Origin of the sequence: Streptosporangium sp. NPDC023825 (assembly GCF_040639575.1) — a bacterium.
Taxonomy (GTDB): domain Bacteria; phylum Actinomycetota; class Actinomycetes; order Streptosporangiales; family Streptosporangiaceae; genus Streptosporangium.
The window spans coordinates 1-24,478 of sequence record NZ_JBFAAE010000078.1 but is presented as its reverse complement, the minus strand read 5'-3'; the positions used below and the strand labels follow the sequence as shown (position 1 = coordinate 24,478).

Genomic DNA, 24,478 nt, shown 5'->3' with positions numbered 1-24,478 from the left:
CAACCCTAGAGAGCTCAGAAGAACGACGGAACCCGATCGGAGGCGGTGCGCCCGGGACCGAACGTCCGCCATACCCATACTTGCGCACCCACCATGACCGGCGCGAAGGGCAGAATCATGACACTGAGCACATTTAGCGTCCCGGCGGGCGCCGTGCGGTCGAGCAGCCAGGGGGTGAGTACGGCGAGCAGCACCGCGACGGGCGCGGCGGCGGCGCACGCGGAGAGCAGGAGCGCCCGGCCGGTGCGGCGCGCGCGGGTCACCCGCCCGGCCAGCCGCCACGCGACGAACGTCCAGCCGTGGAAGGCGAGCAGCGCGGCCACCGCCAGCCCGCCCAGCAGTCCCGGCAGGCCGATCGCGGGCCCCGTCAGGCCGCCGGCCACCGCGACCAGGGCCATGCCCCAGCTCAGCGCCAGGCCGTACGAACCGACGACGATCGCCCAGTCCCAGGTCGACCGCCACGCGCTCCCGTCGGCGCGGCGGCGGAACCAGAGCCCGGCGTCGCGAATGATCCACGACACCAGCAGGGAGACCACGAGCGGGTAGAGGCCGAACAGCACGTCCCCCTCGATGGAGGGGAAGACGCCGAACAGCACGCCCGCCACGGCCACCAGCCACACCTCGTTGGCCAGGACGAACGGCGCCATGGCGGCGACGACCTCGTCCCGGTCCTTCCGCGTCCTGGCGAGTACGGGCAGCAGCATGCCCACGCCGATGTCGAAGCCCTCCAGGGCGAAGTAGCCGATCAGCAGGAGGGCGAACACGCCGAGCCAGAGGATGTCCACGGTCTCTCCCTAGTGGCTGAGCGCGTGCGCGCGCTCGGTGGGGTCGGCCGGCGCGTCCGCGCCGAGGGTGACGGCGGCGGGCCCGCGCCGCACGGTACGGGCGATCAGCACGTAGTCGATCACCGCGAGCAGGGCGAGCACGCCGGCGAAGGCGATGAGCGAGAAGGTGACCATCCCGGAGGTGAGCCCGGGGGACATGGCGTCGGCGACGGTCAGCCTGCCGTTGATCAGCCAGGGCTGCCGGCCGGACTCCCTGGCCAGCCAGCCGAGGATCGCCGCCACGAAGGGCAGCGGGGTGATCGCCATCAGCACGGGGTGCGTCCAGCGCCAGCGCGGCAGCCAGTACACGGTCGGCGCCAGCACGAACAGGATGAGGAGCTGGATCAGCTGGCCGATCATGATCATGAAACCGAGTCCCAGCCCCGCCAGGCCCCCGTCGTTGAACTTGTCCGGCTGGAACTGGGAGATCGGGCCGAACTGGGCGTAGCCGAAGCCGACCGTGAGCAGCGAGCCGGCCAGCGAGGTGATCACTCCCGTGCGGAGCGAGCTCGTGAAGAACTCCCGCTCGGCGGTGCGCCGGAACAGCTGGTACGCGCTGGCCCCCATCACCACGAAACCGCCGGTCCACAGGCCCGCGCCGAGCACGTGCGGCAGCGCCATGGTCAGCGTGGGGTTGGTGAGCAGCGCGCCGAGGTCGGTCAGGACCAGGTGGCCGTCGCGCTCCACGGCTCCGGCCGGGTTCTGCAGGAACGAGTTGGCCACCATGATCCAGAAGGCGGAGAGGTAGGCGGTCAGCGTCACCACCCAGATGCACGCCACGTGGAGCCACTTCGGCAGCCGGTGCCAGCCGAAGATCCACAGGCCCAGGAAGGTGGACTCCAGGAAGAACGCGCCGAGCGTCTCGATCGCGAGCGGCGCGCCGAAGATGTCCCCGGCGTAGTGCGAGAGGCCGCTCCAGTTCATGCCGAACTGGAACTCCATCACCAGCCCGGTGAGGATCCCGAGCGCGTAGTTGATCACGTAGATCTGGCCCCAGAAGCGGGTCACCCGCTCATGGACCGGCTTGCCGGTGACGGCGTAGCGGGTGTGCATGATCGCGATCAGGGGGGCCAGGCCCAGGGTCAGCACGACGAACAGGAAGTGGAGGCTCCCTGTCACGGCGAACTGTGTCCGGGCCAGGTCGAGCACGTCCACGGTCTCACCTCCATTGTTATGTTTGTCTACCTATAGACACTCTACATGTAGGACGCCTACATGTAGCATGCCTATACGAGAGGTAGGCTGACGACGTGAGCGAGCGAAGCGAACGAACCGCCGGGTGCGGTGACGCGGGATCCGTCCGGCGGGCGGGGGTGGCCGGGTGAACACCGACGCGCTCCGCGGTCACATGGACGCCCTGCTGCTCTCCGTGCTGGAGCACGAGCCGCTGCACGGCTACGCGATCATCGAGGCGCTCCAGGCGCGCAGCGGCGGCGCGCTGAACGTGCCGACGGGCACCGTCTACCCGGCGCTGCGACGGCTGGAGCAGGCGGGATACCTGGCCAGCGAGTGGGCCACGGTGAGCGGGCGCAGGCGGCGCACCTACCGGCTGACCTCCTCGGGACGCACGGCCCTCGCCGGCGAACGCTCCGCCTGGCGGGAGTTCGCCGGAGCCATCGGCAGCGTCCTGGAACCGCGCACCACCCGCTGACGCCTCCCGGAGCCGCCGTGCTCAGACGGTCGCGGGGCTCAGATGATCATCGGGTTCCGGGCGGTCGCGAGGCTCGGGCGGTCGTAAGACTCGGACGGTCGCGAGGCTCGGGCGGTCGTGAGGCTCAGGCGGTCACGAGGCTCAGGCGGTCGCGACGGCGGGCTCGCGCCGGGTGATGCTCAGGCAGCGGAAGGCGCAGTACAGCTGCACGGACCAGATCGCGTAGCTCACCAGCGACGCGACGGCCCCCGGGAGGAAGTCGCCGAACCCGGCGGAATCCTGCGAGCCGAGCATCAGCGCCCCGCACGACACGAGCATGACCGGCATCATGGCCCAGACGAACAGGCCCAGGGCCCGGGTGACGAGCCGGGGCCGCCTGATCCTGCGCAGTCCCCGGCCCAGCGCGAGCAACGCGAGCCCGCCGACCAGGCCGATGAACATCTGGAGCGCGTCCACGCCGCGGGCGACCAGGATGAACCAGTCCGGCATGCGCTCGTACGCCGTCGGGGCGCTGGGGAAGATCTTCCAGATCACGTTCCACATGATCGCGGTGAGCGGCACGCCGACGAACAGCAGGACGGCCAGCCTCCGGCCCGCCGACTTGGACAGCTCCTCCTGGTAGCCGGGCGCGATCTCGCGGATCGGCCCGAACTCCTCGACCGCGGCCCGCTCGGCCTCGTCGCGCCTCAGGCCGTCGCCCTCCAGCGCCTCGGCGGTGTCGAGCAGGCTGTCGCGCGCCTCGGTGATCAGGTCGAGCTTCGGTCTCCGAGGACCCCTGAGAGTGCGGCTGAGCCCGGTCACGTAGTCCTCGATGACCCCGGTGCCTGCCATGTACTCTCCAGTCGCCCGATTCCCGTCCAGGGTATGCGTTTCCCATCCTGGTCTCCCGGCCGGGAGCCGCGCATCGGGGACGACCCTGAGAAGACCCCGAGTCGACCCGCGCTCACCTGCGAATACTCTCGAATCCAGCGACACCGGAGGGAGGTGGGACTTCGTCGTGAGATTCAGGGACCTCAAGGTGCGGGAGGGCACGCTCGCCAACGACCTGCCGTACTACGCCCTCGGCGACGGCCCGCCGCTCGTCGTGCTGCGCTGGTTCACCCCCGCCCACGCCAACCCGGCGGGGCTGGCGCGCGGTGTGGAACTGCGGGTGCTGGCCCCGCTGGCCCGCCACTTCCGGCTGTACGCCGTGGGCCGCGCTCCCGGCATGGCTCTGGGAACCACCATGGCCGACATCGCCGCCCGGCACGCCGAGGCGCTCCGCGCGGAGTTCGACGGGCCGGTCGACGTGCTGGGCCTGTCGTCGGGGGGCTCGGTGGCGCTGCAGCTGGCGGCCGACCACCCGGACGTGGTGCGCGCGCTGGTCGTGGCCGGGGCGGCGTACCGGCTCACGCCGAACGTCAGGCGGCTCCAGCGCCGCTACACCGAGGAGGTCGCCGCCGGGCGGCGCGGCCTGCAGCACCAGGCGATCACGGCCGCCGCCTCGCCCGCCGGGCGGGCTCTGGCCAGGGTGCTGCTGTGGCTGCTGGACCCGCTGGTACGTCCCGGCGACCCCCGTGACATGCTCGCCTTCGCCCGCGCGGAGGACGGGTTCGACCTGGGCGGGCGGCTGGCCGACGTTGTCGCCCCCACCCTGGTCCTGGGCGGCGAGAGGGACCTCGACTACCCGGTCGAGCTTTTCCAGGAGACCGCCGAGGGGGTCCGCGACGGCCGCCTGATCACCTATCCCGGCCTCGGCCACCTGGGAGTGTTCCGCAGCGGCCGGTTCGCCGCCGACGTCACGGCCTTCCTGGCCGGGATCGGCCCGGGGGAGGGCACCCGCGCGACCTCCTAGCCTCACCGCCTCCTGGCCTCACCGCCACCCCGGGTTCGCCGACGGCCGCGCGGTCCGGGGCCCGACGGGCCGCGCGGTCCGGGGCCCGACGGGCCGCGCGGTCCGGGGCGGGGGTCTCACCCGTGGTCGGGGGCGCGCCACAGGGACCACCAGCGCGACCCCAGCCGGGCACCGCGCGGGACGACGGCGAGCGCGCAGCCGCTCATCCTGAGCCCTTCCGGGTGGCGGATGCCGGTGAAGAGGCAGGTGCTGAGGTCCAGGTCGGCGAGCTCCAGCTCCTCGGCGTCCACCTCGTGCAGCGAGGTCACCCGGGCGCCGTCGCGGCCCCGCACCGTGGCGGGGCCGTGCAGGGTCGCCCCCTCCAGGTCGGCCTCGGCGTCGTCGAGCCGGACGTTCAGCCGCCCGCCCACCTCCAGGCGCCGCAGGTCCACCGAGCACCCGCCCGTGGTCACGTCGAGGCCCTTGCCCGCCCACGCCCCGGCGAGGGTGAGGTGGCGGCCGACCGAGATCGGGGCCAGGTAGCCGCCCGCCGAGAAACGCGCCCCGTCGAACCCGGCCAGCCCGCCGAAACTCGTCTTGCGAAAGGACACCGTACGGCGGAACCTGCACCCTCTCAGGGTCGCGTCGCCCGCGAAGCCGGTGCCGTCAAAGGTGACAAAACCATGGAAATCCGCGCATTCAAACGACGCGGTCCGGTTGAACAGAGCGCCCCCGAACAGGGCGTCACCGTCGATGGAGACCCGGTCGAAGGCCGCGTGCCCGGTGACGGCGACACCGTGCAGGGACAGCCCCCGGTCGAACCTGGCCTCCCGGAAGGAGGCGTTGCGCGCGAAACGGGCGTCGAAGAACGAGGCGAGACGCTGGAAGTGTGCGTGGTCGAACGAGACGTCCCCGCCGAACGCGATGTCGCCGAACCGCACGCTCTCGGGAAAGGTCGCCCAGTCGAACCGGGCCCGGCCCAGGCGCCCCCGGGTCGCGCCGAGGATCCGCTCCAGCAGGTCCCTGCCGACGACGGTGGCCCGCAGGTCGACGGCGGAGCCGGGGGAGAGGCCGCGGACGACCTCGTCGAGTTCGGCGGCGTCCAGATGGGCCAGGCACCGGCCGTACGGCTGCCGCGCGGATCCGGCGCACTCCGGGGAGGCGGCGCAGGTCACCCAACCCACGTCCAGAGTTCTCATGTCCAAGTGATACCCGCAGGCGCCGGAGCAAGCGACTTCTAGGTCAAGGAAAGCCATATCTGGCCAGGCTGGATAGACATGAAGTGTCAACATTCTCGATTTCACCGTCTATCCACTTATATGTGAGTGTTCTGCAATGCATAGAGCCTTACGCTCCGGTTCATGCGTGCTTTATCCCGGGCGTTCGCCGCCCTCGTCGCCGCCGGCCTCGCCACCACCGGCGTCGCGGCCCTCGCCTCAGCCCCGGCCCTGGCGGAACCGGGCACCGTCGTCATCAGCCAGGTCTACGGCGGCGGCGGCAACGCCGGGGCGCCGCTCGCCAACGACTACGTCGAGCTGTTCAACCGCAGCGCCGCGCCCGTCGCCCTGGACGGCTGGTCCGTCCAGTACGCGAGCGCCACCGGTACGGGGAACTTCGGCGCCAACCCGGTCGTCCCCCTGGCGGGCACCCTCGCGCCCGGCCAGTACCACCTGGTCCAGCTGGCCGGAGGCGCCAACGGCTCCCCGCTGCCCGCCGCGGACACCACCGGGACGATCAACCTGAGCGGCTCCGCGGGCAAGGCGGCCCTGGTCCGCTCGGCCGGGGGGCTGGCGTGCAACGGCGGCTCCGCCCCCTGCGCGCCGGAGCAGACGGCGCTCATCGCCGACCTGGTCGGGTACGGCACCGCCAACTACTTCGAGGGCACCGCCGCCCCCGCGCTCTCGGCCACCCTGGCCGGCGTGCGCAGGGACCACGGCTGCGCCGACACCGACGTCAACGGCACCGACGTGGAGGCCGCGGCCCCGGCGCCACGCAACCGGGCCACCGCCGCCGCGCCCTGCGGCGCCGTCGAGCCGACGCCCACCCCCACGCCGACCCCGACGGTGGATCCCACCCCGAGCCCCACCCCGACGCCCACGCCGACGGGAGAGCCGTGCGAGACCCCGGCCACCCACCAGATCGCCCAGGTGCAGGGCAGCGGTGACGTCAGCCCGCTGGCGGGCCAGAACGTCCGCGTCGAGGGCGTCGTGACCGCCGACTTCCAGGCGACCGCGCAGCTCGGCGGTTTCTTCCTGCAGGATCCGACCCCGGACGCCGACCCGGCCACCTCCGAGGGCCTGTTCGCCTTCGCCCGCGACTCCTTCAAGGACGTCAAGGTCGGCGACCGCGTCCTGGTCACCGGCAGGGCCGTGGAGTTCAACGGCTGGACCGAGCTGTCGCCGGTCACCGCCGTGGACGTCTGCGGAAAGGGCACCGTCGCGCCCGCCGGGCAGAACCTGCCGCGCGCCGAGGGCACGACCTTCGAGCCCGTCGAGAGCATGCTCGTCACCTTCCCCGAGCCGCTCACCCTCAACGACCACTACAACCTGGGCCGCTACGGCGAGGTCACCGTCGCCTCCGAGGGACGCGTGTTCCAGCCGACCGACCGGCCGGGCGTGGACGCCGCCAGGAACGCGCGGCGCACCCTGCTGGTGGACGACGGCTCCTCGGTGGAGAACCCCGCGACGATCCCCTACACCGACCCGCGCACCGTCCGCCTGGGCGACACCGCGCTCGGCGTCACCGGTGTGATGGGGTACGGCTTCGGCAAGTACCGGCTCCAGCCGACCAAGAAGATCAACTTCCTCCGGACCAACCCGCGCCTGCCCGCGCCGTTCCCGGTCATCGGCAACGTCAAGGTGGCCAGCTTCAACACGCTCAACTGGTTCACCACCCTCGGCTCGCGCGGCGCGAGCAACGCCGCCGAGCAGCAGCGCCAGCTGGCCAAGCTGGTCGCCGCGCTGAAGGGCATGAACGCCGACGTCGTCGGCCTGATGGAGGTCCAGAACAACGGCCAGACCGCGGTGCAGGCCCTGGTCGACGCGCTCAACGCCGAGGTCGGTGCGGGCACCTACGCGGCGGTCGCCCACCCCTACCCGGGCACCGACCTGATCCACGTGACGGCGATCTACAAGCCGGGCAGGGTGCAGCCGGTGGGGGCCGCCAGATCCTCCACCGACCCGGTCTTCCGCAGGCCCCCGCTGATCCAGACCTTCCGCCGGGTCCAGGGCGGCCAGTCCTTCACCGTGCTGGTCAACCACTTCAAGTCCAAGGGCTGCGACGAGCAGGCCGTGGGCCCGGACGCCGACCAGGGTGACGGGCAGAGCTGCTACAACGGCGAGCGCGTACGCCAGGCACAGGCGACGCTGGGCCTGATCGACAGCCTGGACCTGACCAACCCGCTGGTCCTCGGCGACCTCAACGCCTACGGCGAGGAGGACCCGATCGACACTCTGGAGGCCGCCGGCCTGACCAGCGTGACCAAGAGGTTCGTCCCGGCGCCGCTGCGCTACAGCTACCTCTTCGACGGCCTGGTCGGCGAGCTGGACCACGCACTGGTCGGCAAGGACCTGCTCAAGCGCGTGACCAGCGCGACGATCTGGCACATCAACGCCGACGAGAGCCGGATCCTCGACTACAACACCGAGTTCAACCCGCCGGGTCTCTACGAGCCCGACGCGTTCCGCTCCTCCGACCACGACCCCGTGGTCATCGGGCTGACCCTGCCCGGCGGGAGGCGCTGACCCTGCCCGGCGGGCAGTGCCGTTGATCGATCACGACCACGCGTACCGTGCCGGTGGCCCCGCGAAAAGCGGGATCACCGGCACGGTGCGTCATGTGAGGTGGAGAGGGGAATCGGTCAGCGGCCCCAGCCCGGCGTGGTGCCGCACTTGGCCTTCGCGTTGAGGCAGACCTTCACGAGCGCGCCGAGAGCCTCCGGCTTCCACGCGTTCATGAAGTCCCCGTGGATCGAGGACGGCATGCCCGACGACAGCGACAGGCCGTCACCGCCGAGGGAGTCGTAGCCGAGCATGAACGAGAGGTTGGGAACCGCGACCGGGTAGTCGCCGGAGCAGGTGCCGTTCTTGGCCGGTCCCATGTGCGACTTGTGGTCGGGCGAGTCGATGTGCTTGCCGTCCCAGCAGTCCTGGAACGTCAGCTGGTAGATCAGGTTGCCGCCCTTCTCGCAGACGGGCCAGTTGCCGTCGGCGCTACGGCCGATCTCCGCGCTGCCGGCGCACCAGAACTGGCCGGAGGCACCCTTCGGCGTCGCCACCTGCCGCTTCGCGTCGCCCTGCACCACGACCAGACCCGGCGGGAACGGCACGACCTCCGACGGGTCCTTGAGCCGGGAGCCGTAGTACACGCGGAAGTTCTTCATCGGGACCGACTTGCCGTTCTTCAGCAGGGTCGGCGCCCAGTAGGCGCTGTGGTCCCCGGGCGCGTCACAGTTCGTGGCGCTCGTGAACAGGTCTTCCACCGTGGTGTTCGCCGTCACCTTCGGGCCGAAGAAGGTGTGCATGTGGGAGGCCCCGACCAGGCCGGGCAGCACGACCGGGTCGTCCTTGGCCTCGTTGGCCACCTCACAGTTGGTGTGGAACTCGGGGACCCTCACGATCCCCGCGGGGACCGCCTGGGGCGCGACCTTGTTGTAGGCGTCCAGGGTCTTCTTCCACGCGGCCTGGTTCACCGGTACCCAGCCGCCGGCGGGCGTGCTGGTGGTCGGGGTGGCGCTGGGCGTCGGCTTGGGCGTCGAGCTCGGGGACGAGGTCGGCTTCGGGGTCGAAGTCGGCTTCGTGGTCGGCGTCGGGGTCGGGTTCGCGGTGCCCGAGCCGGTGCCGAAGACCTGGAACTCCCACAGCGAGACGCCGTACTGGCCGGACCGCTTGGTCGCGTACAGCCGCACGAACCGGCCGGTGGCGGACAGGTTGATGGTCTGGACACCGCCCTTGCCCGCCGTGGTGCCGTACACCGTCTTCCAGGGGCCGTCACCGCCGGTGGCGGTCTGGATCTGGAACGCCGTGGCGTAGGCGTTCTCCCAGTTGAGGACGATCTTCTTGATGGCGGTGGACCTGCCGAGGTCGACCGCGAGCCACTGCGGGTCGCTGAACTTGCTGCCCCAGCGGGTGCCGGTCCTGCCGTCGACGGCGGCCGCGGCCGACAGGTCACCGCGCTCCGCCGAGGAGGCGGTGGCGTTACGGCCCTGCGAGAGGGGCACCTCGGCCGCGGCGGCCGGGGAGGCGACGCTCACCGCGGAGGTGCTCAGGAGGCCGACGAGAACACCGGCCAGCGACAGGCGGCGGACCTGACGTCCGACGGACGCGCGTCCGGCTCGGATGCCGCGCGAGGCGGTTGTGCTCATAGTGAATGGAGTCCTTGTCCTGTTGGGAAGTCATGGAGGGGACTTCTGGCGGCACTCACAAGCACCGCTACACAGGAGACCCGCAGGCCGCGGGTGGATAACGAAAACTTCGGAGAAACTCGCGACGTCTTGTCTCGCGCGCCGGGCGTTCCGGGAGCGGCCGCCGCCCTCGCCTCGAACGGGCACGTCGACGCCGGGGTCCTCCCGGTGGCGGGCGGCCGCCGAACGCGCCGGGCCCCGGCCCACCCGCCCGGTCGAGGGGGGGTGAGCCGGGGCCCGGTCGTCGGGCGCGGAGCCGGGGCCGGCCCGTCAGGCGCAGGTGTACCCGGACGGGAGCGAGGTGTCGCCGTTCGGGCGGCTCACCTGGAAGCCGACGCCGGCGGTGGCGGTCCCGGGGGCGAGGCCGCCGTTGTGGCCGACGTTCTTGACGGTCACGGTCTGCCCGCTGACGGTGGTGGTGCCGTTCCACGAGCCGGTCAGCGTGTGCCCGGCCGGCAGGGCGAAGGTGACCGTCCATCCGGTGATCGCCGAGGTGCCGGTGTTGGTGACGGTCAGCGGCTGGATGACGTACCCGGTGCTCCACTGGGTCTGCACGGTCGGCACGGCCGTGCAGGTTCCGGTGGACGTGCCGGGCCGGGTGGTGACCTCCGCGGTGTTCGAGACCGGCGAGGTGTTGCCCGCCGCGTCCCGTGCCCTGACCTGGTAGCGGTAGGTGGTGCTCGGGGCCAGGCCCGTGTCGGCGAACGAGGTCGTGGCCGAGGTGCCGGCCTGGGTGAACGTGCCGCCGCTCGCGCCGGGCGCGCGCAGGATGTCGTAGCCGGTGACGCCGTTGTCGTCGGTCGAGGCCGCCCAGCTCAGGGTCGTGCCCGTGGACGTGGTTCCCGAGGCCGCCAGGCCGGCCGGGGCCGTCGGCGGCGAGGTGTCGCCACCACCGGCGGTCGTGGTGAACGTGACCGGCTGCGAGTCTCCGGACAGGTTGCCCGCGCCGTCACGCGCCCGCACGTACACCTGGTACCGGGTGTTCGCGGTCAGCCCGGTGAGGGTGGTCGAGCTGGTGGTGGACTGCCCCAGTTGCGGGTCGGTGTCGCCCTGTTCGCGGTAGATGTTGTAACCGGCCAGGCCGGAACCGCCCTGGTCGGTGGACGCGGCCCAGGTCAGCGTGGCACCGGTGGCGGTCACGCCGGACGCGACCGGGGTGCCCGGCGTGCTCGGCGGGGTGCTGTCGCCCGAATCGCCGAGGGCCGGAGTCTGCCAGTCCCTCCACTCGGCCAGGTTGCCGGACGCCCTGGAGGAGATCCTCATCGCGCCGGGGGCGCTGCCCGTCCTCAGCAGGAACTTCTGGATGTTCTGCTGCAACGGGGTCCTCCACTCGGACCGGCTGGCGCAGTGGCTGCCGTCCTGGACGTCGGACCAGTAGGTGATGTCGCCTCCCGCGCCGAGCGCCTTGTAGACCTCCGCCCCGCCCAGGGCCGCCACGCTCGCGGATCTGGGGCCCAGATTGGCGATGTGGGGGTTGTCCATGATGAACAGCCCGCGCGGCGCGACCATGGCCACCATCTGGTGGGTGTCCACCGGCAGCCGCGCCGGGCTGCCGGTGAAGGAGCCGAACGCGTCGCCCAGCCAGGGCTGCTCTCCGTAGGCGCTGCTCAGGCTCTGGGCGCCTTCCCCGGGGATCCCGCGGAAGATGGGCACGCCGGCGCTCCCCGACTCGATCGGCATGGTCAACGCGATGCGCTGGTCGAACGCGCCGACCACGAAGGCGCCCTTTCCGAACCGCGAGCATCCCGTGACGCCGGTGGCGTCGGCCTTGAGGACGCCGCTGCCGGACTGCTCGATGACGTCGATGATCCGGCTCACCCCCCAGGCCCAGGCCATGAGCAGTCCCGTGCTGCTCGAGGAGCCGTAGACGCTGTAGAAGGCGCCCTGCTTGTTGTTGCGCGGCGTGCCCTCCCGGCCGACCGCGTAGGGGTCGTAGTTGATGACCGCGGCACCGGCCGCTCTGATGGCGGCCGTGTCCGCTCCGAATCCCCCCAGGACGACGACCGCGGGGAAGGGGCCGGACCCGCTCGGCAGCGAGACACCCGCGGAGAAGCTGGAGCTTCTGCCGTTGTGGCTCACGTTCACGGTGATGCTGCTGTTCGAGACCGTCCCCGTGACGGTGGCCGGCTTCACGGGCTTCTCGCCGTAGACGAACTTCTCCGCCAGCTTCTTGATCTCCTCGCGCCGGCACCGCCACTCGGACGTGGTGGAGATACGCGTGCCGTTCAGCTTTTTGAAGGGGTCGGGGAGCCTGGAGTTGGTGGGCAGCGATCCCGCGTCGGGCAGGCCGGTCACCGCGCAGTCGGCACCCTCGTTCTCGACTCCGGCAGCGGCGGTGGCTGTGGTGGCGGTGGTGGCGGTGGTGGCGGTGGTGGCCTCGGCGGAGGTCACCGTCACGGCCCCGGTGACCGAGAGCATCGCCGCCACCGCCGGCGCGACGACCCTCGAGGAGATCTTGAAACGGGTCAAGCCGATGATCACCAGGGCTCTCCCTTCCGGGTGGGGTGTTGGCGATCAGTGTGGGAACGCGACCGAAAGACGTCAACACAGGCACCGAAATATTTCGAAAAGCGATCTTTTTCCACGCTCATGAGCTGGGAATATCCTTATGTCCCCGCTAAAACTTTCGGAAACTAGCTGAAAGAAAGACCTGGTTTCCCTGAAGGGCCCGTCGCTCAGAAACTTTCGGAGCGGTGCGCCGTGTTCGGGGCGTCCGGTGAACAGGTCGAGGACGGGAACGGCGTCCGGACTCGTCGCCCCGGCCGGGTCCGCCGGTCCGGCGGGTTCCCGCGGCCCGGCGGGGCGGCGGGATGGAATGCGCGGGGGAGGGAAGTGGTTATGCCAGCCGTACAGACGTGAACGACAGGAGGAGCCACCGGTGGCCACCATCGAGGTAACCGAGAAGAACTTCAACGACATCGCCGATGAGGGGATCGTCCTGCTGGACTTCTGGGCGGCCTGGTGCGGACCGTGCCGCACCTTCGGGCCGATTTTCGAGAAGTCGTCGGCGAAGCACACGGACATCAAGTTCGGCAAGATCGACACCGAGGCCGAGCAGGCGCTCGCGCAGGGATTCGAGATCACCTCGATCCCGACGATCATGGCCATCCGTGACGGCATCGTCGTCTTCGCCCAGCCGGGCGCGCTGCCCGAGCCCGCCCTTGAGGACCTCATCGGCCAGGTTCGCGCGCTCGACATGGAGGCGATCCGCGCCGAGCTCGCCAACGAGCTGGGCGCCCAGAAGGGCTGATGCCCGGATCGCGAAAGCCCCGCTCCGCCGGAGGAAGGAAATCCGATGGAGCGGGGCTTTCGCGTGACCGGGGCCCGTGGCCCGGAAGGTCAGACCGAGCGGTAGAGCTCGGCCACCCGGAAGGCCAGGTCGAGCGACTGGCCACGGTTGAGGCGCGGGTCGCAGGCCGTCTCGTAGCGCCTGGCCAGGTCGTCCTCGACGATCTCGGCGCCGCCGCCCACGCACTCGGTGACGTCGTCGCCGGTGAACTCGATGTGGACGCCGCCCGGATGGGTGCCGAGCGCGCGGTGCACCTCGAAGAAGCCCGCCACCTCGTTCAGGACGTCGTCCAGGCGGCGGGTCTTGTGGCCGCTGGGCGCCTCGAAGGTGTTGCCGTGCATGGGGTCGCAGATCCACGCCACCTGGGCGCCGCTCGCGGTCACCTTCTCCACCAGCTCGGGGAGGTGCTCGCGGATCTTCGACGCGCCCATCCTGGTGATGAAGGTCAGGCGCCCGGCCTCGTTGTCCGGGTTGAGCTTCTCGATCAGCGCGAGGGCGTCCTCGGCGCTGGTCGTCGGGCCGAGCTTGACGCCGATCGGGTTGCGGATGCTGGCGAAGAACTCCACGTGGGCACCGTCGAGCTGGCGGGTGCGCTCGCCGATCCAGACCATGTGCGCCGAGACGTCGTACGGGCGGCCGGTCCGCGAGTCGATCCGGGTGAGCGCCTGGTCGTAGTCGAGGATCAGCGCCTCGTGCGAGGAGTAGAACTCGACGGTGTGGAACTCCTCGGGCTCCACGCCGCAGGCGCGCATGAAGGCCAGCGCCTGGTCGATCTCGCGGGCGAGCTGCTCGTAGCGCTTGCCGGCCGGGGACTCGATCACGAAGTCCTGGTTCCAGGCGTGCACCTGGCGCAGGTCGGCGTAGCCGCCCTTGGTGAAGGCGCGGATCAGGTTGAGCGTCACCGCCGAGGAGTGGTAGGCCCGCAGCAGCCGCCACGGGTCGGGAACGCGGGACTCGGGGGTGAAGTCGAAGCCGTTGACCATGTCGCCCCGGTAGGCGGGCAGCTCGACGCCGTCGCGGGTCTCGAAGTTCTTCGAGCGCGGCTTGGCGAACTGCCCGGCCATCCGGCCGATCTTCACCACGGGGACCTTCGCCGCGTAGGTCAGCACGATGGCCATCTGCAGCAGCGTCTTGAGCTTGTTGCGCACGTCGTCGGCGGTGGCGCCGCCGAAGGTCTCGGCGCAGTCTCCGCCCTGGAGGACGAAGGCCTCGCCCCGCGTCACCGCCGCCAGGTCCGCCTTGAGGTTGTCGCACTCGCCCGCGAAGACGAGGGGCGGGAGGCCCTTCAGCTCGCCGACGACCTTGTCCAGCTCGCCGCGGTCGGGCCACTCGGGCTGCTGCGCCGCAGGCAGCCGCCGCCAGGAATCGAGGTTGATGCTCACGACATACCAGGCTATTGCAAGCGGCTGTTCGAACAGACCTGATTGTCCACGTAGTGAGAAGGTCTTTATACCTGGTGAGATTCAACCGGACTGGAAACATGTTCCGGAAGGATGCCCAGACCGACGAAACGCCTGGCCAGGAAGCCGACCAGAGGAAGCCGGGAGATGTCGCGGGGCAGCCGCACCGGCCCGGAGCGCCCGCTCAGCGCCGGCCGGATCAGCCGGCTCTGGACGACGCGCTGGGCGAACTGGGTGACGGCGGTGGGCGGGGTGCGCCGCCGCTGGACCCTCGCGAGCAGTGATTCGGGGATCTCGGCCCCGGCGGCGAGCGGCGCGGCCAGCAGGTTCGCGGCGGCGACCGCGTCCTGCACGGCCAGGTTGATGCCGACGCCGAAGATCGGCGACATGGCGTGCGCGGCGTCGCCGATGACCAGCAGGCCGGGGCGGTGCCAGCGGCGCAGCCGGTTGAGCGCGACCGACAGCATGCTGACCGCCTCGAAGTCCCGCAGCTGCCCGATCCGGTCCCCGAGAAAGGGCAGGAGCCTGGCGACCGGCTCGCGGACCGCCTCGATCCCCTGGGAACGCAGGGTCTCGAAGCCGCCCTTGGGGATCAGGTAGGCGAGCTGCCAGTAGGTCTCGCGATTGATCGCCACCATCAGGTGCCCTTCGGATATCCGCAGGAACGTCACCCCGGGATCGGCGGGCTCGCGCGGCAGCCGGAACCAGAGCACGTCCATGGGGGCGCTGTGCTCCACGGGGACGAGCCCGGCGGCCCGGCGTACGTCGGAGTGGCGGCCGTCGGCGGCCACGGTGAGCGTCGCGCGCAGCTCCTGCTCGCCGGAGGCGTCCCGGTAGCGCACCCCGCGCACCGCGTCGCCCTCGCGGATCACCCCGTGCACCTCGGCCTCCATGATGAGGCGGAAGTTCGGGTACCGCCTGGCGGCGGTGGTCAGCAGGTCCAGGAACTCCCACTGCGGGACGAAGGCGATGTACTGGTACTTGCCCTTGAGTTTCCTCAGATCGGCGACCGGCACCGTGCCGTCGTCGGTGTGGATCTCCATCCCGTACGCCTTGCGGTGCGGGAGCCGGTGGAACTCCTCGGCCAGGCCCAGCTCGTCGAGGATCTGCAGGGTCGAGGGATGGATGGTGTCACCCCTGAAGTCGCGCAGGAAGTCGTCGTGCTTCTCCAGGAGCGTCACCTCGACGCCGGCCCTGGCCAGCAGCAGTGCGAGCATCGCCCCCGCCGGGCCGCCCCCGGCGATCACGCATGTGTTCCGTCTCATAATTCATCACCCAGTGAAATTCTGGCACAGGATCCGGCGGAAGGAAACAGGTTCGCCGGCGATTCGTCCCTCATCCAGTGTCGAATCGCGGGGTGCGAGGATGGAACGCGACCCCTCGGGAGGCCTGCGGGTCTGCGAGCCGTGGACGGCGGGCGAAGGCGGCGTCCGGCCGGCGGGGCCGCCGAATTTATTGGACCGTGCGGTCCAGGGGGTTATGCTGTGGACATGTCGACCCCGGCGAAGTTCACCGTCAAAGGGGCGCTCACGCGCGCCCGCATCGTCGAGGCCGCCGCCGACCTGGTCCTGGCCCGCGGGGTCGGTGGCACGACCCTGGACGACATCCGGGCCGGGACGGGGACCAGCAAGAGCCAGCTGTTCCACTACTTTCCGGCCGGCAAGCGCGATCTGGTCGCGGCGATCGCGTCGTTCCAGGCCGAGCGGGTGCTCCAGGCGCAGAGACCGTTTCTGGACACGCTCGACACCTGGGAGGCGTGGGAGGGCTGGCGTGACGCCGTCCTCGCGCACTACGGCTCGCAGCCGCACTGGGGCTGTCCGATCGGGGCGATGGCGAGCGAGCTCATCGGCAGTGATCCCGAGCGCGCGGCCGAGGTGGCCGCGCACATGGCACGCTGGTGCGGATACCTGCGGGCGGGGCTCACCCGCATGCGCGCCACCGGCCTGCTGCGCGCCGACGCCGACCCCGAGGCACTGACCCTGGCGGTCTTCGCGGCGCTCCAGGGAGGCCTGCTGCTCACCCAGACGATGCGGTCGATCGAGCCGCTGCGCGCCGCGCTGGACGCGGCCCTGACGGCGTTGCGTGCCTCGGCGCCCTGAACCTGGAGGGCGGCGAGAGCGAGGAGGGCAGAAAGGGTGTCCGAGGTCTGGAAGCCGGCGGCGGCGATCGTGGGCGGCCTGCTACTGCTCTGGCTGGCCCTGGCCGCCTTCCTGGTGATGGCGCGCCCCAGGGGCGGCGCGCTGGGCGAGGCGTTGCGCCTGCTGCCCGACCTGCTCCGCCTGGTCGCCAGGCTCGCGCGCGACGACGGCCTGCCGCGCGGGGTACGGGTGCGGCTGTGGCTGCTGCTGGGCTACCTGGCGCTGCCCGTCGACCTGATCCCCGACTTCATCCCGGTGCTCGGCTACGCCGACGACGCGATCGTCGTCGCCTTCGTCCTGCGGTCGGTCGTCAGGCGTGCCGGTCCCGGCGCGCTGGCCGGGCACTGGCCCGGCACGCCGGAGGGGCTGGCCGTCGTCCGGCGCCTCGTCGGAGGGCCCCGGCAGCCGGGCGCCGAGCCTCCCCGCCCCGGCGGGCGGTGACGGCGGCCGGCTCAGGTCACCGCGTCGCGGAAAGCACGTCGAGGGCTTCGAGCACGACGGCGGCGGAGCGGTCGCGCAGAGAGGCGTACTCCCTCTCCGGGTACTGGCGGGGGCCGTTCTCGACCAGGATGATCAGAGCGAGGTAGAGGCGGTAGAGGACCATCCGGGTGCGGGCGGGGCCGGTGAACTCCACGACGCCGCCCGCGTCGCGGTACCCGGCGACGATCGGGTCGGACTCGTCCAGCCTGCCGAAGATCGTGGGGGTGACGAAGTCGGCCAGCGGGTCACCCCAGAAGGCCCGCTCGTGGTCGATGATCGCCTGGATGCGGGGCGTCTCGTCGCGGGTAAGGAAGACGTTGCCCGGCCACACGTCGAAGTGGACCAGGCGGGGGGTCACGACCTCGTCCAGCGCGCCCGCGCCCGACGCGATCGCCGCCGCGATCTCGGGCACCGGCCTCGGCAGCGCGATGGCGTAGCGGCCCGCGTCGGCCAGGAGCGCGCCGGTCATCGTCAGGAACGCCTCCCGCCAGGTGCCGCCGGTCAGGCCCGCGTGCGGGTAGCCGTAGACGTCGCCGGTGATCGCGTTCAGCCGGGCCAGGTGGCCGCCGAGCTCCCGGCGCAGGGCCCGCCGGTCCGCCTCCGCCGGCTTCGCCCGGTTCCACGGCACCCCGTCGAGGGCGGACAGGATCAGGTAGTCGCCGCCCAGCACCGGGTCGTCGAACCCGGCGCGCAGCAGCTCGGGCATCGGTACCCCGGCGGGGCCCGCCAGGTCGTAGACCATGGCCTCGGTGCGCAGCAGGTCGCGCTCGTAGCGCAGCTGCTCCAGCTCGGGCGGCGGCGACAGCTTCAGGACCACCTCGCGCCCGTCCAGCAGGGCCAGCCGCCACACGGCGTTGGCGAAGCCGTCGGTCAGCTCGGTGGCGGAGGAGAGGCCGGCGCCCAGGGCCCGCCGCGCCAGCGCGTCGAGTTCCGAGGGCGCGAGCGGGCGTTTCGTCCTGCTGTCCATTTCCTGCCTCGGCGCTGCTCGGGGGAAAGGCGGCGCGCCCGGGACGGGGCGCGCCGGGCAAGGGCGGGCCGGGTGAGGAGACGAGGGCGGGCCGGGTCAGGCCGACCCGCGCTCGATCAGGTGGGTGTCCAGTATCACTACCGGCTGCTCCAGCTGCTCGCCGTTGATGCGGGCGACGAGCAGATGGGCCATCTGCCGGCCCATCGACTCGGTGGGCTGGTGCACGGTGGTCAGGGCGGGGGAGGAGTGCGCCCCGGCGGGGGAGTCGTCGAAGCCGATCACCGCGACGTCGCCGGGGATCGACCTGCCCGCCTCGCGCAGCACGCGCATCGCGCCCAGCGCCATCGGGTCGGAGGCGGTGAAGACGGCGTCCACGTCGTGGTTCTCGGCGAGGAGCCTGCGCATCCCCTCCATGCCGCTCTCCTCGCTGAAGTCGCCGTACGTCACCATCTCGCTCTCGCCGGTCGCGAGCAGCGCGTCGCGGTAACCCGCGAGCCGGTCGACGCCCACGCCCATGTCCTGGGGGCCCGCGATGGTGGCGATCCGGCGACGGCCCTTGGCCAGCAGGTATTTGACCGCCTGCCTGGCCCCGGCCCGGTTGTCGACGTCGACGTAGCTGTAGGGGGTGAGGCCGACCGGGCGCCCGCCGATGACGGTCGGCACGCCCATCGCCTCCAGCCGCCCCGGCAGCGGGTCGGCGCCGTGCAGGGAGATCAGCAGGACCCCGTCGACGTGCTGCCCGGTCAGGTAGTGCTCCAGCCGTTCGTGGTCCTGCGCCGACTGCGCCATCGTGAGGATCAGCTGCAGGCCGGTCTCGGACAGCGCCGAGCCGATGCCGCGGATGGTCCCGGCGAAGTACGGCTCGTCGAAGACCCGGTGCTCCGACTCCGAGACGACCAGCGCCACGGTGTCGGTGCGCCGGGTGACCAGCGCGCGGGCCGCCCGGTTGGGCACGTAGCCCAGCTCCTGGATCGCCCGCAGCACGGCGTCGCGAGCCTTCTCGCTCACCTTCGGTGAGCCGTTGATGACCCGCGACACCGTGCCCCGGCCGACACCGGCCAGGGCCGCGACCGCCTCAAGCGTCGGACGACGGTCGCCGTTCATGTGTGCACGCCCCCAGTGGTGAATTTCCCGGCCCCTATTCTGCCGGACCGCTCAGGCCTCCACGCCTGATGGTCCCGGCATACCAGAGAGCGCTCTCTTTGGGAACTCGCGCCTGGGTCTCGTAGTCGACGTGGACCAGTCCGAAACGCTTGCCGTACCCCCACGCCCACTCGAAGTTGTCCATCAGCGACCAGGCGAAGTAGCCCTCCAGCGGGATCCCGGCCTCGATCGCGGCGTGGCAGGTGCGCAGGTGGGCGTCGATGTAGTCCACCCGGTCGCGGTCGTGGACGACGCCGTCGGAGCCCACGACGTCGTCGAAGGCCGCGCCGTTCTCGGAGATGACCAGCGGGACGCGCGGGTACTCGGCGGCCAGCCGGTGCAGGATCTCCAGCAGCCCCGAGTGGTCGATCTCCCAGCCCATCGCCGTCACGGGCCGCCCGCCCTCGACGAACGACACGTGCTCGCTGCCGACCCAGGGCGACCCGGTGTCGGTGGGCGCCGCCGCGGCCGACGCGGCGCCGCCCGGGGTGCCCGAGACGGTGAAGCGGCTGTAGTAGTTGATCAGCAGCTTGTCCAGCGGCGTCGAGATGATCTCCATGTCCCCGTCGTGGACGAGCCCCGCCGGCCTGCCGAGGTCCTCCAGGACGTCGGCAGGGTACTCGCCCTTGAGCAGGGCGTCCAGGAAGAAGCGGTTCTGCAGCCCGTCGATGCGGCGGGCGGCGTCCTGGTCGGCCTCGGAGGAGGTCTGGGGCGAGATCGCGTACAGGTTGACGCAGCCGCCGATGACGGACTCGGGCCGCTGGGCCCGGATCGCCTGAGCGGCCAGGCCGTGCGCCAGCAGGAGGTGGTGGGCGGCGTACACGGCCTTGTCGGGCTCGCGGCGCCCGGGGGCGTGCTCGCCCGAGGCGTACCCGAGGAACGCCGAGCACCAGGGCTCGTTGACCGTGCTCCAGTTGCGGACCCGGTCGCCCAGCGCCTCGTGCACGGCCACCGCGTAGTCGGCGAAGCGCTTCGACGTGTCCCGTGCCGGCCAGCCGCCCGCGTCTTCCAGGGGCTGGGGCAGGTCCCAGTGGTAGAGCGTCACCCACGGGTCGACGCCCCGGGAGAGGAGCTCGTCGACCAGGCGGCTGTAGAAGTCGATGCCCTCCTGGTTGACGGCGCCGCGCCCCTCGGGCTGGATCCGGGGCCAGGAGACGGAGAAGCGGTACGCGCCGAGGCCGAGTTCGGCCATCATCCGCACGTCGTCCTGGTAACGGTTGTAGTGGTCGATGGCGATGTCGGCGTGCTCGCCGTTCACCACCCGTCCCGGCTGCTTGACGAAGGTGTCCCAGATGGAGCGGCCTCGGCCGCCCTCCGACACAGCGCCCTCGATCTGGTAGGCGGAGGTGGCCGCGCCCCAGACGAAGTTCGTCGGGAAGATCAGTTCCGGGGTCTGAATTCGCGTCTCTTGCGTCGTCACGCCTTGACCGCACCTTCCATGAGTCCGCCGACGATCTGGCGGCCGAACGCGATGAAAACGATGAACAGCGGCAGGACCGACGCCGCGGTGCCGGTGAACAGCATCACGTAGTCGGTTCCGTGGGCCTGGTTGAGTGCCGCGATCGACGTCTGAACCACCGGGTTGTCCGGGTTCAGCACGATCAGCGGCCACATGAACTCGTTCCAGGTCTGCATGAAGACCAGGAGTGTGAGGACCGCCATGCCCGGCCGGAGCGCGGGGAGGATGACACTCACGTAGATGCGCATGGTGGAGGCGCCGTCGACACGGGCCGCCTCGACCAGCTCGTCCGGCACCGCCTGGGTGGCGTACTGGGTCATCATGAAGACCCCGAAGCCGTTGACCAGGAAGGGCAGGATCACCGCCTTCAGCTGGCCGGTCCATCCGAGGGTGACCATGAGCTCGTACAGCGGTACGACGCCCATCTGCTGGAGCGGGACCATCATCGTCACCAGGATCAGGCCCAGCAGGATCTTGCTGCCCCGGAAGCGCAGCTTCGCGAAGGCGAAGCCGGCCAGCGTGGAGATCAGCACGACCGAGAAGGTCACGGTGACCGAGACGATGGCCGAGTTCACCAGGCCGGTCATGAAGTAGGCGTCCTCGGTGGACAGCAGCCGCGCGATGTTCTCGCCGAGGTGGCCGCCGGGGAACAGCGGCGGCGGTACGTCGATGGCCTCCTCGTTGGTCCGGGTGGCCATGATGAACATGTAGTAGATGGGGAACGCCGACAGCACGAGGGCGAAGGCCAGCACGACCTTCGTCATGGGACCGGCGTCCCATATGCGGTTCCGTGCGGCCGACGGGCCGGGAGGCCGCCGCCGGGCGTGCTGCGCCGGCGGTCGCCGGATCTGGGTGACCGTCACTTGGAACCCCCGATACGGCGGGTGAAGGAGTAGTTGATGAGTGTCCCGAGGAGGATCAGCGCGAACAGCAGCCACGAGGCGGCCGCGGCGTAGCCGAAGTCGAAGTCGCGGAACGCCTCCTTGACGATGAACATCGCCACGGTCTGGTACTGGCCGGTGGCGCCGCCGCTCATCGTCGGGTTGCCGTCGAACATGACCGGCTCGGTGAACAGCGTCAGGCCGCCGATGGTGGAGATGAACACGACGAAGATGATCGTCGGGCGCAGCATCGGGATGGTGATCTGCCAGAACTGCCGCCTGGGCGTGGCGCCGTCGATGGCGGCGGCCTCGTAGAGGTCCCTGGGGATGGTCTGCATGGCGGCCAGCAGGATGATCGCGTTGTAGCCGGTCCAGCGCCAGTCGATCATCGTGGAGATCGCGATCCACGAGGACCACTTCTCGTTCTGCCAGTTGATCGCGTCGACCCCGAAGAAGCTCAGGAACCAGTTGATCATGCCGTAGTCGCGCCCGTACAGCTGGGTGAAGACCACCGCGACGGCGACGACGGAGGTGATCAGCGGCAGCAGCACGCCGAGGCGGAAGAAGAGCCGTCCCCGGATGCGCTTGTTGAGCGCGTTGGCCAGCAGAAGGGCCAGGACGAGCTGCGGGATCGTCGACATGACGAACATGCCGAGGGTGTTGAAGACCGCGTTCCAGAAGGCCTCGTCGGTGATCAGCTCGATGTAGTTGTCGAGGCCGACGAGGGTCTTGTCCCCGGCGAGCTCCCACTCGTGCAGCGAGACCCAGAGGGTGTAGCCGAGCGGGAAGATGCCGAAGACGGCGAAGAGCAGAAAATATGGGGAGACGAGGAAGTAGGGGGTCGCCCGGAGGTCGAACCGGGCCCACCCGTTGCCCCGACTCGGTCCGCGGCGCCCAGCCGGGGAGCCGACGTACGATGTCATCGATCAGAGCCTTTCAGCGGGGGCAGGCGACAGGCCCGGCCGCGGGATAACCGCAGCCGGGCCGATGCGGGTCGGTACGGGGATCAGCCCGCTGCCTTGACGCCGGCCTCGAGGAACTTGGTCCAGGCCTGGTCGTACTTGACCGAGCCCTGGTCCATGCCCTCGAGCACCTTCTCCACCGAGGTCTTGACCTGGGCGTGCTTCTCGCCGAGGAAGACGGGCAGCAGGTCCTTGACCGAGGCGCCGAAGATCTGGCCGGTCGGCGCGTCGTTGAAGAACGGGTTCTTCAGGTCGGCGACCGCCGGGTCCTGCTGCGCGGGGAGGGAGCTCGGGAAGGCCGCGGCCTCCTGGAAGGCCATGATGTGGCCCTCCTTGCCGGTGAGGTAGTTCAGGACCTCGGCGGCCTCCTTGGGGTGCTTGCTCTGCTTGGGGATCGCCAGGTAGGAGCCGCCCCAGTTACCGGCGCCGCCGGGCACGGCCGCGACGTCCCACTTGCCCTTGTTGTCCTCACCGGCCGCGCCGGAGACCACGCCGAGCATCCAGGCCGGGCAGCCCATGGTCGCGAAGGCGCCCTTCTTGATCGCGGCGTTCCACGGCGGGCTGAACGAGGCGAGCTTGGCGGTCAGGCCCGCCTCGCTGAAGGCCTTCACCGTGTCGAAGGAGGTCTTGATGGCCGGGTTGGTCTCGATGATGAGCTGGTTGTTCTTGTCGAAGTAGGCGACGTTGCCGTTCTTCGGCGCCTCCTGCGACAGGATCACGTTGTAGAGCGTGTTCGGGCCGTCGATGAACTTGGGATCGGTCTTGCCGGGGTTGGCGGCCTTGAACTTCTCGCCGATCGCCTTGAACGCGTTCCAGTCCGGCCAGAGCTTGCCGACCTCTTCGCGGTCGGTGGGCAGGCCCGCCTTCTCGAACAGGTCCTTGCGGTAGCACATGGTCATGCCGCCGATGTCGGTGCCCAGGGCGAAGAGCTTGTTGTCGGCGTTGATGCCGTTGTCCCACTTCGCCGCGGGGAAGTCGGCCTTGCGGCTGTCCAGCCCGTACTCGGCCAGGTCGGTGAAGAACTGCGGACGGGCCTTCATGAGGCCCATCGCGCCCTCGTCCAGGGCGATGATGTCGGCCGCGCCGCTGCCCGCCTGCAGGCGCTGGAGCAGCTGCGGGAGGTAGACGTCCTCGAAACGGTCGGTCAGGTTCTGGTACTTGACCTGGATGTTCGGGTTCGCCGCGTTCCACTTCTCAACGGCCTTGTCGTAGCCGAAGTTCTCGCCGCCGCCGAAGGTGTGCACGGTGATGGTCACCGGCTCGGCCGGAGCGGCGGAACCGGTGCCCGCTGCGGGCGCGGGCGGCTCGCTGGAACTGCACGACGTGATGGCCAGGGCGGTGGCCGCCATGACCGCGACGGCGGCCAGCTTGCCGTGCCGCTTGGTGTTCAACATTACGGACCCCTCTCAGGTGGTCGCCCGAATCATTGGGAGGCGACATCGCGGGCCGGTCCCCGACAAACGCGGTCCTCGCGACGAGGTCGTTCCTCAATGTGCTTTGGGAGCGCTCCCACGAAGAGTGGACGATAGGCAACCAGGACGTCAATATGCCGAAACTCAACCGTTACATCCGGCTGTTTTAGGCGGGACTATCGGCATCGAAGACGCACAAACACCTCATCAGGGCGGTTGGGAGCGCTCCCATCTCACGGACATACAGTCGGGGCATTTCGTGTCCGTGCGGGACGAGGGCCGCCGCGGGCGCCCTCGGCGGTGGCGGCGGAAGGCTGTCAAGGGGGTGTCAGGGCAAGCGCGGAGAAGGGCGTGAGCACGGGTGCCGCCACCGCCGAAGCAGGCGTGGGGGAGGGGCACGAGAGGGGATCACCGGGGCGGCGTAGGAGAGAGTCGTGAGAAGGGGATCACCGGGGCGGGCGTGGGAGAGGGGCGTGAGAGGGGGACCGCCGGGCGGGCGTGGGAGAGAGTCGCGAGAGGGGGACCGCCGGGGCGGGCGTGGGGGAGGGGCGCTGCGGCGAGCGTCGCCGGGGTGGGGCTGGGGAGGGGCGCGGAAAGCTCCCGGGCGCGACGCTCGTTAGAGCGGGGGACCCCGGGGAGGGCGCCCCGGACAGCATAA

At 70.7% G+C, this 24,478-nt stretch carries 20 protein-coding genes; 6 read left to right on the top strand and 14 right to left on the bottom strand.

The window, feature by feature from the left end; translation table 11 throughout:
• Nucleotides 1–14: 14 nt before the first annotated feature.
• The gene (locus AB0G15_RS38905) at nt 15–785 is read right to left on the bottom strand and encodes a cytochrome d ubiquinol oxidase subunit II (RefSeq protein WP_362850241.1); all 771 of its coding nucleotides are present in this window, start codon (nt 783–785) and stop codon (nt 15–17) included.
• Nucleotides 786–794: 9 nt separating this feature from the next.
• On the bottom strand, nt 795–1,979 hold the full coding sequence (locus tag AB0G15_RS38900) for a cytochrome ubiquinol oxidase subunit I (RefSeq protein WP_362850240.1): 1,185 nt from the start codon (nt 1,977–1,979) through the stop codon (nt 795–797).
• A 166-nt stretch (nt 1,980–2,145) separates the two neighbouring features.
• On the opposite strand from AB0G15_RS38900, the gene AB0G15_RS38895 reads away from it, so the two are divergent.
• Nucleotides 2,146–2,475 (top strand): helix-turn-helix transcriptional regulator, encoded by a 330-nt coding sequence (locus AB0G15_RS38895; protein WP_362850238.1) that lies wholly within the window; start codon nt 2,146–2,148, stop codon nt 2,473–2,475.
• A 141-nt stretch (nt 2,476–2,616) separates the two neighbouring features.
• On the opposite strand, the gene AB0G15_RS38890 is transcribed toward AB0G15_RS38895, so the two are convergent.
• Nucleotides 2,617–3,306, bottom strand: coding sequence for a permease prefix domain 1-containing protein (locus tag AB0G15_RS38890; RefSeq protein WP_362850237.1), 690 nt, complete (start codon nt 3,304–3,306; stop codon nt 2,617–2,619).
• A gap of 166 nt (nt 3,307–3,472) precedes the next feature.
• On the opposite strand from AB0G15_RS38890, the gene AB0G15_RS38885 reads away from it, so the two are divergent.
• Nucleotides 3,473–4,309, top strand: a complete 837-nt coding sequence (locus tag AB0G15_RS38885) for an alpha/beta hydrolase (RefSeq protein ID WP_362850236.1) — start codon at nt 3,473–3,475, stop codon at nt 4,307–4,309.
• Between the two features lie 116 nt (nt 4,310–4,425).
• Here AB0G15_RS38885 and AB0G15_RS38880 read toward each other — a convergent pair whose 3' ends face one another.
• Nucleotides 4,426–5,487 (bottom strand): pentapeptide repeat-containing protein, encoded by a 1,062-nt coding sequence (locus AB0G15_RS38880; protein WP_362850235.1) that lies wholly within the window; start codon nt 5,485–5,487, stop codon nt 4,426–4,428.
• Nucleotides 5,488–5,649: 162 nt separating this feature from the next.
• Between AB0G15_RS38880 and AB0G15_RS38875 the strand changes: the two genes are divergently transcribed.
• On the top strand, nt 5,650–8,031 hold the full coding sequence (locus AB0G15_RS38875) for an ExeM/NucH family extracellular endonuclease (RefSeq protein ID WP_362850233.1): 2,382 nt from the start codon (nt 5,650–5,652) through the stop codon (nt 8,029–8,031).
• 116 nt (nt 8,032–8,147) lie between these two features.
• On the opposite strand, the gene AB0G15_RS38870 is transcribed toward AB0G15_RS38875, so the two are convergent.
• Together AB0G15_RS38870 and AB0G15_RS38865 are read right to left on the bottom strand one after the other, a co-directional pair.
• Complete coding sequence (locus tag AB0G15_RS38870; protein WP_362850232.1) at nt 8,148–9,650, bottom strand: DUF1996 domain-containing protein; 1,503 nt, start codon at nt 9,648–9,650, stop codon at nt 8,148–8,150.
• A 309-nt stretch (nt 9,651–9,959) separates the two neighbouring features.
• Nucleotides 9,960–12,170, bottom strand: a complete 2,211-nt coding sequence (locus AB0G15_RS38865) for a fibronectin type III domain-containing protein (protein WP_362850230.1) — start codon at nt 12,168–12,170, stop codon at nt 9,960–9,962.
• A gap of 397 nt (nt 12,171–12,567) precedes the next feature.
• Here AB0G15_RS38865 and trxA point away from each other — a divergent pair, with 397 nt between their 5' ends.
• Nucleotides 12,568–12,939: a thioredoxin gene (trxA, locus tag AB0G15_RS38860; RefSeq protein WP_329083319.1), complete on the top strand. Its 372-nt coding sequence runs from the start codon at nt 12,568–12,570 to the stop codon at nt 12,937–12,939.
• Between the two features lie 89 nt (nt 12,940–13,028).
• Here trxA and AB0G15_RS38855 read toward each other — a convergent pair whose 3' ends face one another.
• Both AB0G15_RS38855 and AB0G15_RS38850 read right to left on the bottom strand, forming a co-directional pair.
• Nucleotides 13,029–14,360, bottom strand: a complete 1,332-nt coding sequence (locus tag AB0G15_RS38855) for a class II 3-deoxy-7-phosphoheptulonate synthase (protein WP_362850228.1) — start codon at nt 14,358–14,360, stop codon at nt 13,029–13,031.
• A gap of 65 nt (nt 14,361–14,425) precedes the next feature.
• Nucleotides 14,426–15,643 carry an FAD-dependent oxidoreductase gene (locus AB0G15_RS38850; protein ID WP_362850226.1) on the bottom strand — a complete coding sequence of 406 codons (1,218 nt, stop codon included), beginning with the start codon at nt 15,641–15,643 and terminating at the stop codon, nt 14,426–14,428.
• Nucleotides 15,644–15,868: 225 nt separating this feature from the next.
• Between AB0G15_RS38850 and AB0G15_RS38845 the strand changes: the two genes are divergently transcribed.
• Both AB0G15_RS38845 and AB0G15_RS38840 read left to right on the top strand, forming a co-directional pair.
• Complete coding sequence (locus AB0G15_RS38845) at nt 15,869–16,477, top strand: TetR family transcriptional regulator (protein ID WP_362850225.1); 609 nt, start codon at nt 15,869–15,871, stop codon at nt 16,475–16,477.
• A gap of 36 nt (nt 16,478–16,513) precedes the next feature.
• Nucleotides 16,514–16,957, top strand: a complete 444-nt coding sequence (locus tag AB0G15_RS38840; RefSeq protein ID WP_362850223.1) for a YkvA family protein — start codon at nt 16,514–16,516, stop codon at nt 16,955–16,957.
• Nucleotides 16,958–16,973: 16 nt separating this feature from the next.
• On the opposite strand, the gene AB0G15_RS38835 is transcribed toward AB0G15_RS38840, so the two are convergent.
• The 6 genes from AB0G15_RS38835 to AB0G15_RS38810 all read right to left on the bottom strand — a co-directional run bounded on the left by AB0G15_RS38835 (nt 16,974) and on the right by AB0G15_RS38810 (nt 23,802).
• Nucleotides 16,974–17,963 carry a phosphotransferase gene (locus AB0G15_RS38835; RefSeq protein ID WP_362850222.1) on the bottom strand — a complete coding sequence of 330 codons (990 nt, stop codon included), beginning with the start codon at nt 17,961–17,963 and terminating at the stop codon, nt 16,974–16,976.
• 96 nt (nt 17,964–18,059) lie between these two features.
• Nucleotides 18,060–19,067, bottom strand: coding sequence for a LacI family DNA-binding transcriptional regulator (locus AB0G15_RS38830; RefSeq protein ID WP_362850220.1), 1,008 nt, complete (start codon nt 19,065–19,067; stop codon nt 18,060–18,062).
• Nucleotides 19,068–19,101: 34 nt separating this feature from the next.
• Nucleotides 19,102–20,526, bottom strand: coding sequence for a GH1 family beta-glucosidase (locus AB0G15_RS38825; RefSeq protein ID WP_362850219.1), 1,425 nt, complete (start codon nt 20,524–20,526; stop codon nt 19,102–19,104).
• Nucleotides 20,523–21,329: a carbohydrate ABC transporter permease gene (locus AB0G15_RS38820; RefSeq protein ID WP_362850218.1), complete on the bottom strand. Its 807-nt coding sequence runs from the start codon at nt 21,327–21,329 to the stop codon at nt 20,523–20,525. The genes AB0G15_RS38825 and AB0G15_RS38820 overlap by 4 nt, the downstream gene beginning before the upstream one ends.
• Before the next feature lie 95 nt (nt 21,330–21,424).
• Nucleotides 21,425–22,369, bottom strand: a complete 945-nt coding sequence (locus AB0G15_RS38815) for a sugar ABC transporter permease (RefSeq protein WP_362850216.1) — start codon at nt 22,367–22,369, stop codon at nt 21,425–21,427.
• A gap of 83 nt (nt 22,370–22,452) precedes the next feature.
• Nucleotides 22,453–23,802 carry an ABC transporter substrate-binding protein gene (locus AB0G15_RS38810; RefSeq protein WP_362850215.1) on the bottom strand — a complete coding sequence of 450 codons (1,350 nt, stop codon included), beginning with the start codon at nt 23,800–23,802 and terminating at the stop codon, nt 22,453–22,455.
• Nucleotides 23,803–24,478 lie beyond the last annotated feature (676 nt).

Bases quoted from the DNA above. Each gene is read 5' to 3' on its own strand.
- AB0G15_RS38890 (WP_362850237.1), bottom strand. From the start codon at position 3,306: ATGGCAGGCACCGGGGTCATCGAGGACTACGTGACCGGGCTCAGCCGC.
- AB0G15_RS38880 (WP_362850235.1), bottom strand. From the start codon at position 5,487: ATGAGAACTCTGGACGTGGGTTGGGTGACCTGCGCCGCCTCCCCGGAG.
- AB0G15_RS38875 (WP_362850233.1), top strand. From the start codon at position 5,650: ATGCGTGCTTTATCCCGGGCGTTCGCCGCCCTCGTCGCCGCCGGCCTC.
- AB0G15_RS38870 (WP_362850232.1), bottom strand. From the start codon at position 9,650: ATGAGCACAACCGCCTCGCGCGGCATCCGAGCCGGACGCGCGTCCGTC.
- AB0G15_RS38850 (WP_362850226.1), bottom strand. From the start codon at position 15,643: ATGAGACGGAACACATGCGTGATCGCCGGGGGCGGCCCGGCGGGGGCG.
- AB0G15_RS38845 (WP_362850225.1), top strand. From the start codon at position 15,869: ATGTCGACCCCGGCGAAGTTCACCGTCAAAGGGGCGCTCACGCGCGCC.
- AB0G15_RS38835 (WP_362850222.1), bottom strand. From the start codon at position 17,963: ATGGACAGCAGGACGAAACGCCCGCTCGCGCCCTCGGAACTCGACGCG.
- AB0G15_RS38830 (WP_362850220.1), bottom strand. From the start codon at position 19,067: ATGAACGGCGACCGTCGTCCGACGCTTGAGGCGGTCGCGGCCCTGGCC.
- AB0G15_RS38820 (WP_362850218.1), bottom strand. From the start codon at position 21,329: ATGACGAAGGTCGTGCTGGCCTTCGCCCTCGTGCTGTCGGCGTTCCCC.
- AB0G15_RS38815 (WP_362850216.1), bottom strand. From the start codon at position 22,369: ATGACATCGTACGTCGGCTCCCCGGCTGGGCGCCGCGGACCGAGTCGG.
- AB0G15_RS38810 (WP_362850215.1), bottom strand. From the start codon at position 23,802: ATGTTGAACACCAAGCGGCACGGCAAGCTGGCCGCCGTCGCGGTCATG.